Below are 12212 nucleotides of genomic sequence, written 5' to 3' on the forward strand. Positions count from 1 at the left end.
CCGTTGCCCGGGACGGGGCGGCGAGGTGGATAGGGGTGTGGTGAGGGAAGGTGCTGCTGGGGCTCAGCCCTTGACGGCGCCGGCCGCCAGGCCGGACTGCCAGAAGCGCTGCAGGCCCAGGAACAGCACGATCAGGGGGATGACACCCAGGAGAGCGCCCTGGAGGAGCGCCCCGTACTGGGGGTTGAAGTAGGTCGACATGCCGTAGAGCCCCAGGGTGACGGGCTTGAGCTCGGCGGAGTTGATGGTCATCAGCGGCAGGAAGAAGTTGTTCCAGGTGGCCACGAAGATGAACAGGAAGATGGTCACCATCGCCGGTGCGAGCAGCCGCAGCACGATGGTGAAGAAGATACGGATCTCGCTGGCCCCGTCGATGCGGGCGGAGTCGATGATCTCGTTGGGCACCGAGGAGTCGGCGTAGACGCGGCCCAGGAAGACCCCGAAGGGGCTGACCGAGCACGGCAGAATGATCGACCAGACGGTGTTGGTCAGGTGCACGGCGTCGAGGACCAGGTACAGCGGAATGGTCAGCAGCGCGATGGGCATGAGCAGGCCGGAGAGGATGACGACCTGGACGGCGCCCCGGCCCGCGAACTCGAACTTCGCCAGGCCGTAGCCGGCGGCCACCGACAGCAGCGTGCCCAGCACCCCGGCGACGGTCGAGTAGAGCAGGGAGTTGAGGATCCAGCGCCAGAAGAGCCCCTGGGTCCAGCTCATGAGCGCGCTGTAGTTGGTGGAGAAGCTGTTGCGTCCAGAGAACCACCACCCGGAGGTGGTCAGCAGGTCGGAGTTGGACTTGGTGGAGGAGACGATGAGCCAGTAGACCGGGCCGAGCATGTAGGCCAGGACGATGACCAGGACCGCGATGGTCACGGCCCGTGCGGGCACCGACGGGCGCAGCGAACGAGGAGTGTCGGTGGGCTTCACTTGTCGATCCTGTTCTGCACGAGGGCGTAGAGGGCGGCCAGGACGCCGGCCACCAGGGCGATGAGGACGGAGATCGCCGAGGCCGGCCCCGAGCCGGACGGTGAGAGCGCACCGGTCATCGAGTTGTAGGCCATCATCATTGGCGTGTAGTCCAGCCCCATCCACTGGTTCTGGCTGTAGAGAACAGTGGGTTCGTTGAACAGCTGCACCGTCCCGATGATGGAGAGCAGGACCGCCAGCAGCGAGGCGGAACGAACCATGGGGATCTTGATACGCCGGACGATCTGCCAGCCGGTGGCCCCGTCGATGCGGGCGGCCTCGTAGAGCTCGCGGGGCACGGACTGCAGCGCCGCCAGGAAGATGAGCATGTTGTACCCGGTGAAGGTCCACGTCGTGATGTTGGCCATCGACCACAGGATGATGCTGCGACCGAAGAAGTCCACCTTGAGACCCACCAGTCCCAGCAGCTCATTGATGGGGGAGAAGCTGGGGTTGTACATGTAGAGCCACATGATCGCGGCCACGATCCCGGGGATCGCGTAGGGCAGGAAGAAGCCCAGGCGGAAGACCGTCACCCGCTTGACCAGGAGGGAGTCGAGCACCAGTGCCAGGGCGAGGGCCGCCAGGATCATGACCGGGACCTGGACCACGCCGAACAGCAGGACCCGCCCCAGTCCCTTCCAGAAGGCGGGCTGTCCCGCCGCCTGGACGTAGTTGTCCAGGCCCACGAAGGTGCTCACCTTCTCCCCGCCGCCGTAGAGGTCCGAGCCGGAGGCGACGTCGCGGAAGAAGGACCGGTAGACCGACACCACGATCGGAATGAGGAAGACGACGGCGAACATGGCCAGGAACGGGGCCACGAACCCGATGCCCGCCCGGGCCTCCCTGCGCTTTCGCAGCGAGGTGGTGCGGATGGCGGATGCGCCCGTGGTCGTTGTCGTCGTGCTCATGATGCTCTCACTTCGATCGTGGTGCCGGTGGCTGCCTGTGTCTGCCGGTGGGCTGTGCTCGATCGCCTACTCGGCGACGGGCAGGTTGGCGTCCTTCAGGGAGCTGACCGAGGTCTTCTGGGCCGCCTGGAAGATCTCATCGACCTTGCCGGTCCCCTTCCCGGCCGCCTCGGCGGCCTTGGTCATGGGGTCGGCCAGGGAGGGCCAGGTCGGCATGAAGCCGAACTTGGAGTTCACGGCCGCATTGGCCTTGGTGAACTCGGCGTAGACGTCCTGGCCTCCGAAGAAGGTGGAGATGGTCTGCGGGGTCTTCACCGGGGCCTTCGCGGTCAGGACCAGTCCCTGGGTGGCCAGGTCGTCGACCTGGGTGTTGAACCAGTCGTTGAAGGCCATGGCTCCCTCGGGGTTGGAGCAGCCCTTGAGGACGGCCACGCCCGAGCCGCCGTCGGGACCGGACATGGCCTTGTCACCGAAGGCGGGCAGCTGGGCGACCGCCCAGGACCCGGCATTGGGGGAGTCCTTCATGGTGTCGGCCAGGAGCGCGCCCTCCCAGGCGGCCCCGATGGTGCCGATGAGCTGCTGGTCGACCAGCGCCTTGCCGAAGGAGTCGTCCCAGCGGTTGGCCACGAGGGCCGACTTGGAGTCCAGGACCCCCTGCCAGAAGGAGGAGACCTTGGCGGTCTCGGGGCTGGAGACGTTGACCTTCCACTTGTCGTTCTCAGCGCTGAACCACTGGGCATTGGCCGCGGCTGCCTGGCCCGCCAGGGTGTTGGGGGCCTCGTCGGGCTCGAAGGCCAGGGCGTACTTGCCCTGCTCGGCCGCCTTCTTGGCGACCTCGGCCAGTTCGGCGCTCGTCGTGGGCACCTTCAGCCCGAGCTGGTCGAAGGCGGCCTTGTTGTAGAAGTAGACCAGTGGGCCGGAGTCCTGCGGCAGGCCAACGACGGTCTTGCCCACGGTCATCAGCGACATCGACCCCTCGGAGAAGTGCTCCTTGTACTTCTCGGCCTGGGCGGAGACGTCGGTGAGCAGGCCGGAGGCGTAGAGCTTGGGGATCTCGGCGTAGCCGACCTGGGCCAGGCAGGGGCCGGTCCCGGCCTTGACGTCGTTCTCCAGCTTGACGTTCATGTCCGCGGCCTTGCCGTCGAACTTGGTGGCCTCGACCTTCATGTCGGGGTGCGCGGCGTTCCAGCGGGCCACGATGTCGTTGACCTTCGTCATCCCCTCGCCGTCGGGCAGGCGGTGCAGGTAGCGGATGACGCCGCCGGAGGAGGCCGAGCCGGATGAGCCGGTCGTGGCCGAGCATCCGGCGGTGAGCATCGCGAAGGCGAGCAGCGAGGCGGCCAGTGCGTGTTTCTTCATGGGAGTTTCCTTCTTCGTCATTGAAAAGGCCCGGCGTCTGCCGGAAGGAGTGGGGGCGCGGCGGAGCGGTGACGCGGAGTCGTCGATGCTGTTGGTGCCGGTGCGCGCCCGAGAGCGGAGAGTGGATATGGAACGGGGGTGCTCACTGCGAGGCAGCGGTGAGCCACTGGTGCCCTCCTTCCTCCAGACGGACCGTCCGGGGGCCCTGGGGGGTTGGCACCGTCGTGGTGACGGGCTCCAGGGAGTTGTTGATGACGAGGGTGGTGCGGCCGTCGGGGTAGGCGGCCACCTCCACCCTGGGGTCGAGGGCGGCCCACTGGGAGAACTCCTCCTGGCGGCCCGCGGCCCAGAAGACGGCCCGGTGCAGCAGCCGGGAGTTCTGGGCGCTGTACGGCAGGCCCGTGGCGTACACCGCCCGGCCCCGACCCGGCTCGTGGACCGCGAGGCGGACCTGGCCGTCCTCGGCGTCGAGAACCCGGGTGGCGGGACTGGTGACGACGATGTCGGGGGTCCCCTCGCCGTCGTCGAGGCCGCCGGTCAGGTCCTGGGTGATGAAGTGCTCCTGCACCTCGGGAGGCCGACGGCGTGTGCTCAGGCCCCAGCCGATCTCCCGGTCGACGCCCAGGACGTCGGCGAGCTGGAAGGTGACCCCGTGGGCGGGGTGGGCGCTGGGAGCCCCCACCCCGATGAGGCCGCCGCCGCCGGCCACGAAGGAGCTGACCGCGGCCACCAGCTCGGCATCCGCCCACTGCTCGCCCCCGGAGAAGGCGGTGCCCTCGGCGCCGGCGCAGATGAGGACCTTCACGTCCGGGGCCAGGCCGGCGCGCACGTCGTCGAAGGACAGGAACTCCACGTCCACCGGCAGGCCCGACAGCGCCTCGAGGACCCCCAGGTAGGTGTAGGTCTGGCGGTACCACAGCGCGTGCGCGACCATGTGCGTCATCCAGGAGCGCAGGCGGCCCCAGGAGTTGACGACCGCGACCTTGAAGCCGGGGGTCAGCGGCCGCCGCCCCGCGGAGCGCTCGTGGATGGAGCGGAACTCCGCGACGATCTGCTCGACGCGGTCGATGAAGTCGGGGTGCTCCACGGCCAGGGACAGGTAGCCGCCGTAGCCGATCCGGTCCAGGGGGGAGCGCACGATGGCGCGCCGGGCCTCCAGCCAGCTGCGGTTGGCCTCGGAGACGGGATCGCCCCCCGGGTGGAAGACATCGGGGAAGAAGTACGGCAGGAACCGACCCTCGGTGTAGCGCACGTGCGGGATGTCGGCGATCATCCGGCAGGTCGCCCCGGATCCGACCGAGCCGACGACGGCGTCCAGGCCGGTGCTGGCGAAGTGCTCGCCGTAGGGCTCGGTGCCGATCCAGTTGTCACCCAGGAACATCATCGCCTCCTTACCCTGGGCGTGGACGGCGTCGGTCAGCTCGCGCACCCGGGAGCACACGAAGCGCTGCTGGAAGTCGATCCAGTCGCGGAAGGCGCGGGTGGGGACCCGGAAGGGGGAGTTGTAGTAGCCGGCGTCGACGAAGTCCTCGGCGGTCAGGCGGTAGCCGTACTCCTCCTCGAAGGCCTCCAGGGCGGGGACGCTCACCGAGGCGGAGTAGCCGAACCAGTCGACGAAGCGCTCGGTGGCGTCGGCGCCGTAGACGAGGGTGAAGTGGTAGAAGAAGGTGGTGAAGCGGACCACGTCCACCTCGGGGTGCTCCGTGAGCCAGGCGCTCAGGTGGGTGCGCACGTGGGACCACGTGGCCTCGTGGCGCACGTCGAAGGGCTTGTCCTTGACGCGCGTGGGGTCCTCGTCCCAGCCGTTGGTGAGGTAGTTGTACATCTGGGTCGGATCCCAGGTCTGGACCGCCAGGAAGCTGACGGTGTAGACGTGCCCGGCGAGGGCCTCGTGCACGGTGACGGTGCGTCCGTCGGCCCCGATGCTCCACGCGGAGGCGGGCAGCTCCTGACCGGTGGTGCGGTCGTGGGCCTGCCACCAGCGCGTCACGTCGCAGCCGGTGTCGGGGCGGACCTGATCGGCGAACCAGGAGGCCAGCAGGTCGATGCTCACGGGGCCGTCGGCAGTGGCGGCGACCCTGTCGGACATGAGGAAGATGCGCGTGGCCTCATCGGGGTGGGCGTCGGCCCAGGCGTTGTCGCCGCGTCCCACGAAGTAGGTGGAGTAGACCTTGGTGGCCAGATCCGAGACGATGCCGGGCAACTCGGTGCCGTCGGAGTTCCGCACGGCGTCGGCGCCCAGGCGGGCGATGAGGCGGCGGACCTCCTCATCCATGCCGGTCTGGATCGGCAGGGTGAGGCGTCCCCCCGCCTGAGAGGGGAGCGGCGCCGCGGGCTGGGTCTGGAAAGACATCAGCACTCCTTCGGGCTGAATAGTCTGAACTCCGAACAAACTACAGCATGCGGCGCCCGTCCGCTACTGGCGAGGCGGTCGATATGCCTGGTGGCGGCTAGGAGGCGGGCCTGAGATCGACCAGGGTGGGGTTGTCGAGCACGGACTCCAGCGCCACCAGGGCCGCACCGTACGACGAGGCCCATTGGCCCAGATGGGCGGTTTCCAGCCTCGCGGCGGCGCGCTGGTCCAGCAGTCGGTCTCTCAGGGCGGAGGCGGTGGGGGAGACGAACACGTCGGCGAAGGCGGCCAGGTACCCCGACAATACGATCACCTCGGGGTTGAGGACGTCCGTCAGGATCGCCAGGGCGCGCGCGAGCGCCCGCTGGGAGAGCTTCAGCCTCCGGGTGAGCTCGGCGTCCCCGGCGTCGAAGCGCTGGCGCAGGAGCTCGATGCGCTCATCCAGGGAGGTGGTCTCATCGCGCACCGCGTCGCCCGGCGGGTAGATCGAGGTCAGGGCCTGCAGTCCGGAGCGGGTCTCCCAGCAGCCGCGCCGCCCGCAGCGGCACGCCAGGCCCTCGGGCTCCACGGGCATGTGGCCGACCTCGCCGGTCAGGCCCAGCCAGCCGCGCAGGAGGTGGCCGTCGGAGATGATGCCGGCGCCGATCCCCTCACCGCCCGACAGGTAGAGCAGGTTGCGCACCCCGTCCTGCGCGTAGCGCTCGTAGGTGGCCAGTGCGGCGAGCTTGGCGTCGTTCTCCAGCGTGATGGTGGGGACGCTCCTTCCCGGGCCCAGGCGGCGGGCGACTGCGTCGCGGACCCGGTCCGCCACGGCGACGTCGTGCCACTCCAGCGTGGAGGAGTAGCGCACGGTGTTGTCGGTGTAGTCGATGATCCCGGTCTGAGCCAGGACGATTCCCGGAACCGTCGTCCCCTGCTGCGTCAGCTGCTCCAGGGCCTGGGACAGCATGGCCGCGACGTGCTCGATCATCGTCTCGGGGCGGTGTCCGGCGTCGTCGACGAGCTCGCAGCGGCGCGCGACGACCTCTCCGGTCAGGTCCGTGATGGACAGCAGCAGCGAGGCGCCGCTGATCTCCAGACCGATGCCGGCCGCTGTGCGTGGAGCTGTGCGCAGGCCCGTGCTCGGTCTGCCGACGTTGCCCGACAGGTCCGGCTCCTCCTCGATGAGCAGCCCCCGGGAGCACAGCTCGGCCACCAGGGTTGAGACCGTCGCCTTGGACAGCCCCGTCTCGCGGGCCAGGCGCGTGCGCGACAGGGTGGGGCTCGTCTGGAGGTGGCGCAGGATGAGGGACATGTTCGAGATGCGCACGTCGGCGTGGGCCTTGGGCCTGTGTGCGCCCGGGCCTCCGAGGGGTCCCCAGAGATCCGGTCCGTCCGCCGGGATCCATCCTGCAGCCGGCACGGCAGTCTCCTCCTCCATCGGTGCCCGGTTGGTCCTGCGGACCGCGGGCGTGCCCCTCAGCGTAGTGATTCCAGGTGAGCGGGGAGGGGGATTCGGTGGGCGTCCTGCTTGTTCTCTTGTGGCGCGGAACAAGCCGGCGACGTAAATGAGACTATCACCACATTCTGTGGCCCTGAGGAGTTCCGGTTGCACATACGGACGTTGTTGGTTATGTGACGCGTTTGTGTGCGTGCGGTGCGAGGCTGCAGGGGAGTCGCGATGATCGTGATGATTTCAAGCATTCTCGATGCTTATGGGCGTTCATGCCCGACCGTGCGCGCCGGGTGGGTTCCGCCCTGTTCTGCGAACGTGGCTCCGGACACGCCCACGGGCGTGTCAAGGCCTGAAGTCCTCTGAATTCGCGGGATTCTGTGCCTGCTCAAATTGACCACTCGAACACTGCGCAGGACTATAAAACTGGCTTGCCGTCGTTGTTGGGTCCGGACACGGCTCTCACAACTCGTCTTCCGGACTCTCGCGGCCAGGCCAGGAGCTAGATCGTGAGGAGTGCAGTGAAAGTCATTGAGGCCAACCATGTCTACAAGGTCTTCGGGCGGCGACCGTCCGACGGCGTCAAGAAGCTCAAGGCCGGCAGGACGCGGGACCAGCTGAGGAAGTCAGGGCAGACCGCCGCCGTCATCGACACCTCCTTCGATGTCGACAAGGGCGAGATCTTCGTGGTCATGGGCCTGTCGGGCTCCGGGAAGTCCACCCTCATCCGCATGGTCAACGGCCTGCTGCCCATCACGGCCGGCAGCATGACCCTCTACGGGGAGGACCTGGCGCACGTCTCGAAGTCGAAGCTGCGCGAGCTGCGCCGCGAGCGCGTCTCCATGGTCTTCCAGAACTTCGCCCTCCTGCCGCACCGGACGGTGGGGGAGAACGCCGCCTACGGCCTGGAGATCCAGGGCGTGAATCGCTCCGAGCGCGAGCGCCGGGCAGAAGAGGCCCTGTCCCTGGTGGGCCTGGAGGGGTGGGGCGGCTACAAGCCCGGTGAGCTCTCGGGTGGCATGCAGCAGCGGGTCGGCCTGGCCCGGGCCCTGGCGGCTGAGACCGACATCCTGCTCATGGACGAGGCCTTCTCCGCGCTCGACCCGCTCATCCGCCGGGAGATGCAGGACCAGCTCATCGACCTGCAGGGCAAGCTCGGCAAGACGATCCTGTTCATCACCCACGACCTCAACGAGGCCATGCGCCTGGGAGACCGCATCGCCATGATGCGCGACGGTCGCGTCGAGCAGGTCGGCACCGCCGAGGAGATCCTGCGCGACCCCGCCTCCGACTACGTCTCCCGGTTCGTGGCCGACGTCGACCGCACCCGGGTTCTGACGGCCGGCTCCATCGCGGAGCCTCCGTACGCGGTTCTGGGCTCGGACCGCAGCCCTCGTGCCGCCCACAAGCTCCTGCGGGAGAACCAGCCGCCGTGGCTGCTCGTCCAGAACCGCGACCGCACGCCCTTCGGCTATGTCTGGGAGGACGACGTCGCCCGGGCGGTCAAGGAGGGCTCCGACGCGCTGCCGCTGTCCACGATCCACGAGATGCCGGTCGTGTCGCACTCGACCCCCGTCAACGAGCTGTTCTCCTACGCCGCGCAGCACGCCGCCCCCATCGTCGTCGTCGACGACGACGGACGGGTCTCCGGCGTCATCCCGCGCGTCACCCTGCTGGCCGCCATCAGTGAGCAGAACCAGGAGGCCGGGGCCTCCAGCGCCGCCAGTGCCTCCAGCGCCGATCCGGCCGCGGAGCAGACCGACGAGCAGGCCGGCAAGGCCAGTGAGACCACCGAGGCCGAAGGAGCCGACGCCTGATGATTCCCGTACAGACTCCTCTTCCCAAGATTCCCCTGGGTACTGCGGTCGAGGTCCTCATTGAGTGGATCCAGGTCCACCTCCATGGCTTCCTCACCGCGATCTCCCGGGCCGGCACCCTGGTCAACGACAACCTCGTGGACCTGCTCCTGGCTGTGCCCCCGCTGCTCATGGTGGTGGTCTTCGTCCTGATCGCCTGGATGGCGAAGTCGTGGAGGCTGGCGGTGGGGACCGCCGTCACCTTCCTCATCATCATCTCCCTGGGGCAGTGGGTCAATGCGATGGAGACGCTGGTCCTGGTGACCCTGGCGACCCTGACCGCCCTCGTCTTCGCCATCCCCCTGGGGATCTGGGCCGCCCGCAACAAGTACGTCAGCGTCCTCATCCGCCCGGTCCTCGACCTCATGCAGACGATGCCGGCATTCGTCTACCTCATCCCCTCGGTCCTGTTCTTCTCCATCGGGGTGGTGCCCGGGATGTTCGCCACGCTCATCTTCGCGATGCCCCCCGGGGTGCGCATGACCGAGCTGGGCATCAAGCAGGTGGACAAGGAGACCGTGGAGGCGGGGCGTTCCTTCGGCGCCACCGACTGGCAGATCCTGCGGGGCATCCAACTGCCCCTGGCCGTCCCCACCATCATGGCGGGCGTCAACCAGGTCATCATGCTGGCCCTGTCGATGGCCGTCATCGCGGGCATGGTCGGTGCTGACGGCCTGGGGAAGGAGGTCGTCAAGGCACTTGCGACGATCGACATCGCCAAGGGCACCGAGGCGGGTCTGTCCATCGTGTTCCTGGCGATCTACCTGGATCGGGTGACCGCGGCCCTCGGGGCGCCGCGGGAGAAGGGCTCGCTGCTCTCACTCATCAAGAAGCGGTGACCCATGACTCGACGACGCTTTTCTACTTCGCCCTCACCGGCGTCGGGCACGTATCGAAGGAACACCATGCAGACCTCCCGCCGCACCTTCACCGCCGCTCTGGCCTCCCTGGCGGCGGCGGGCGCCCTGTCCGCCTGCGGTAAGGGCTCCGGTGGGAGCAAGCGGCTCCGCCTCGGCTTTCTTCCATCATGGAGCGATGGGCTGTCCATGACCCACCTGCTCAAGACCCAGCTGGAGAAGGCCGGCTACCAGATCAAGCTCATGGATCTCAGTGAGGCCGGACCGCTGTACGCGGGCCTCAGCCAGGGGGCGGTGGACCTCTTCCCCTCCGCGTGGCCGGACGTCACCCAGAAGAGCTACATGGACAAGTACCGCACCTACATCGAGGATCTGGGGACCTACTACGACTCGGCCCAGCTGTGCTGGTCCGTCCCGGACTACTCCTCCATGCAGTCGATCGAGGACATCAAGCCCCACGCCTCGCAGATCGGCAACAAGATCATCGGTATCGAGCCGGGTGCGGGTCTGACCAAGGTGTCTCAGGAGGACGTGATCCCCGCCTACGGTTTGGGGGACATGAAGTTCCTGACCTCTTCCACCACCGGGATGCTGGCCGAGCTCAAGAAAGCGGTCGATGCCAAGCAGGAGATCGTCGTGACCCTGTGGCACCCCTTCTGGGCGAACACCACCTATGACATGCGGGACCTGAAGGATCCCAAGGGCGCGCTCGGCAAGGGGGAGGGGCTTCACTTCCTGGGGCGCGAGGGCTTCGCGCAGGACTACCCGGAGATCGCGAAGTGGCTCAAGTCCATCACGATGGATGAGGCCACCTACGGCAGCCTCGAGGACCTCGTCGTCAACACCTACGGCGAGGGCCGGGAGGATGAGGCCGCCATCGCCTGGTCCAAGAAGCACCCGCAGTACGACTTCAAGAAGTCCTGACGCCGGAGAGTCGAAGGGCTTGGGTGGGGTGCCCGCCAGGTGGTGCAAGTGCAAGCCGCCGGGCGGTGCGGGTGGGGCCCACCGACGGGGACATTTCGTGCGTCCGGGTGCGGCCCGCTCCAGCCGGGGGCATTCGACGCCGTCGGGGACCACAATCCGGTCCCCGCACGCGCAGGATGTCCCCGGTCGGAACAAAGTGTGACCGTGGGAGGGCCCTCTCAGTCCTCGATGCGGTTGCCGTCCTCGTCGAGGTAGTAGCCCTCGTCGTCGATGGGGCGGAAGGTCATCCGGCCATCGGCGATCTCCTCGGCGAAGTGCTCCCGGGTCATCAGCCGGGTCTGACGACCGCGTTCCTTCATCTCCTCATAAGACATCGGTGTCTTCCATGGCCGATCCACTGCGCAGAAGATGAGCAGGGAGGTCGCCCAGGTCAGCAGCGTCAGGTGAGTGAGGCGGTGCGGTGCGAAGACCATGGCCGCCACTGCTCCGCCAATAGCTGGGCAGATGAGGGCGGACAGGATCCGCTGCACCTTGCTCATGTCGTTGGTGCGTCGGATGCGCATGGTCAGGCGCATGGATATCGCATCCAGGGTCTCGTACGCCGCGGTCGTCAGGATGGCGAATCCTGAGATCTGGTCGTAGGTGAGTCCGGCGCGAGTGAGGGCGGACCAGATGGCCAGCACGACTCCGACAGCGAGTGCGTCGAAGACTCCCAGGAAGACTCTTCCCCCGATCACCGCTGACAGGGGGACAGCCGGCTTCCAGGGCCGGTCTGGTGTGCTGGTGACGTCGCGTGTGCTCATATGCCCTTCCCCTGACGCTCCACGCTCACAGATGACGCTCTCCCACCCTAACAGGCCTGTGATCGTCATCGCAGTTGAGGTCTGTCGAGGCGGCTGGAGCCGCCGGCTACAGCGCCGCGTGGGCCTGTGCGATGCGGCGGAGCTCGGGCAGGTGCTTGCGGGCGTCGCGGAAGTCGGCGGTGACGTACTCCGGCGGGATCGGCTGGGGCTGATGGATGCGCTCTTGGAGGGCGTCGTATCCGAGCGAGGTGTCCCACGGCCTCTCAATGAGAGCGACGAAGGCCATGAACGGCAGCCACGTGAGAGCCGTCAGCGCCGTCGTCGATGCCGGGGCGAGGAGGCGAGCGGCCAGGAATCCCGCGACCGCGGGGCAGGTCGCGGCGATGATCGTCAGCAGCAGGCCGTGCGGATCCCTCGAGCGCCAGGCCCGCATGATGAGCCGGTGAGCCGAGGCGTCGATGAGCTCGCGAATCGCCACCGCCACCAGGGAGAACAAGCACGCCCTGCCGAATCCCAGCCCGGCGCGGGTCAGCGCCGACCAGACCAGCACGATGATCGTCAGGCCGACGGCGCTGGGCAGCCCGAGAACCAGGCGGCCCACAACCATCGCGGAGACGGGCGTGACGGGCTTCCAGTGATGGTGCCCCGCGTCCCCTGACCCCGTGCTGCCCTCGTTCATGACGTCCCCTCGGCGTGATCGCGAATTCAACCGCACGAGTCATTCTACAAAGGCCCGCGGACAGGGGCCTGC

General features: G+C 67.9%; 10 protein-coding genes. 3 read left to right on the top strand and 7 right to left on the bottom strand.

The features are described 5' to 3' along the window. Positions 1 to 63: 63 nt before the first annotated feature. The 5 genes from HMPREF3165_RS02215 to HMPREF3165_RS02235 form a co-directional block, all read right to left on the bottom strand. Positions 64 to 927 (bottom strand): carbohydrate ABC transporter permease, encoded by an 864-nt coding sequence (locus tag HMPREF3165_RS02215; RefSeq protein WP_070510572.1) that lies wholly within the window; start codon positions 925 to 927, stop codon positions 64 to 66. Next, the gene (locus HMPREF3165_RS02220) at positions 924 to 1877 is read right to left on the bottom strand and encodes a carbohydrate ABC transporter permease (RefSeq protein ID WP_003787199.1); all 954 of its coding nucleotides are present in this window, start codon (positions 1875 to 1877) and stop codon (positions 924 to 926) included. Before HMPREF3165_RS02220 ends, HMPREF3165_RS02215 begins: the two co-directional genes overlap by 4 nt. 66 nt (positions 1878 to 1943) lie before the next feature. Continuing rightward, the gene (locus HMPREF3165_RS02225; RefSeq protein ID WP_083303154.1) at positions 1944 to 3236 is read right to left on the bottom strand and encodes a type 2 periplasmic-binding domain-containing protein; all 1293 of its coding nucleotides are present in this window, start codon (positions 3234 to 3236) and stop codon (positions 1944 to 1946) included. A 142-nt stretch (positions 3237 to 3378) separates the two neighbouring features. Next, the gene (gnpA, locus tag HMPREF3165_RS02230) at positions 3379 to 5589 is read right to left on the bottom strand and encodes a 1,3-beta-galactosyl-N-acetylhexosamine phosphorylase (RefSeq protein ID WP_070510577.1); all 2211 of its coding nucleotides are present in this window, start codon (positions 5587 to 5589) and stop codon (positions 3379 to 3381) included. A gap of 97 nt (positions 5590 to 5686) precedes the next feature. Next, positions 5687 to 6898 carry an ROK family transcriptional regulator gene (locus tag HMPREF3165_RS02235; protein ID WP_070510627.1) on the bottom strand — a complete coding sequence of 404 codons (1212 nt, stop codon included), beginning with the start codon at positions 6896 to 6898 and terminating at the stop codon, positions 5687 to 5689. Between the two features lie 644 nt (positions 6899 to 7542). Between HMPREF3165_RS02235 and HMPREF3165_RS02240 the strand changes: the two genes are divergently transcribed. The 3 genes from HMPREF3165_RS02240 (at position 7543) to HMPREF3165_RS02250 (ending at position 10658) form a co-directional block, all read left to right on the top strand. Next, positions 7543 to 8838 carry a quaternary amine ABC transporter ATP-binding protein gene (locus HMPREF3165_RS02240; protein ID WP_070510578.1) on the top strand — a complete coding sequence of 432 codons (1296 nt, stop codon included), beginning with the start codon at positions 7543 to 7545 and terminating at the stop codon, positions 8836 to 8838. Then, positions 8838 to 9716 carry an ABC transporter permease gene (locus HMPREF3165_RS02245; protein WP_070510580.1) on the top strand — a complete coding sequence of 293 codons (879 nt, stop codon included), beginning with the start codon at positions 8838 to 8840 and terminating at the stop codon, positions 9714 to 9716. The genes HMPREF3165_RS02240 and HMPREF3165_RS02245 overlap by 1 nt, the downstream gene beginning before the upstream one ends. Before the next feature lie 66 nt (positions 9717 to 9782). Then, positions 9783 to 10658, top strand: a complete 876-nt coding sequence (locus HMPREF3165_RS02250) for a glycine betaine ABC transporter substrate-binding protein (protein WP_070510582.1) — start codon at positions 9783 to 9785, stop codon at positions 10656 to 10658. A 218-nt stretch (positions 10659 to 10876) separates the two neighbouring features. Here HMPREF3165_RS02250 and HMPREF3165_RS02255 read toward each other — a convergent pair whose 3' ends face one another. Both HMPREF3165_RS02255 and HMPREF3165_RS02260 read right to left on the bottom strand, forming a co-directional pair. Next, positions 10877 to 11461, bottom strand: a complete 585-nt coding sequence (locus HMPREF3165_RS02255) for a hypothetical protein (RefSeq protein ID WP_070510584.1) — start codon at positions 11459 to 11461, stop codon at positions 10877 to 10879. A gap of 106 nt (positions 11462 to 11567) precedes the next feature. Next, entirely contained in the window at positions 11568 to 12140 is a 573-nt protein-coding gene (locus HMPREF3165_RS02260) for a hypothetical protein (protein ID WP_256274790.1), read from the bottom strand. Between the last annotated feature and the right edge of the window lie 72 nt (positions 12141 to 12212).

The organism is Actinomyces sp. HMSC08A09 (assembly GCF_001807465.1).
Classification (GTDB): Bacteria; Actinomycetota; Actinomycetes; order Actinomycetales; family Actinomycetaceae; genus Actinomyces; species Actinomyces oris.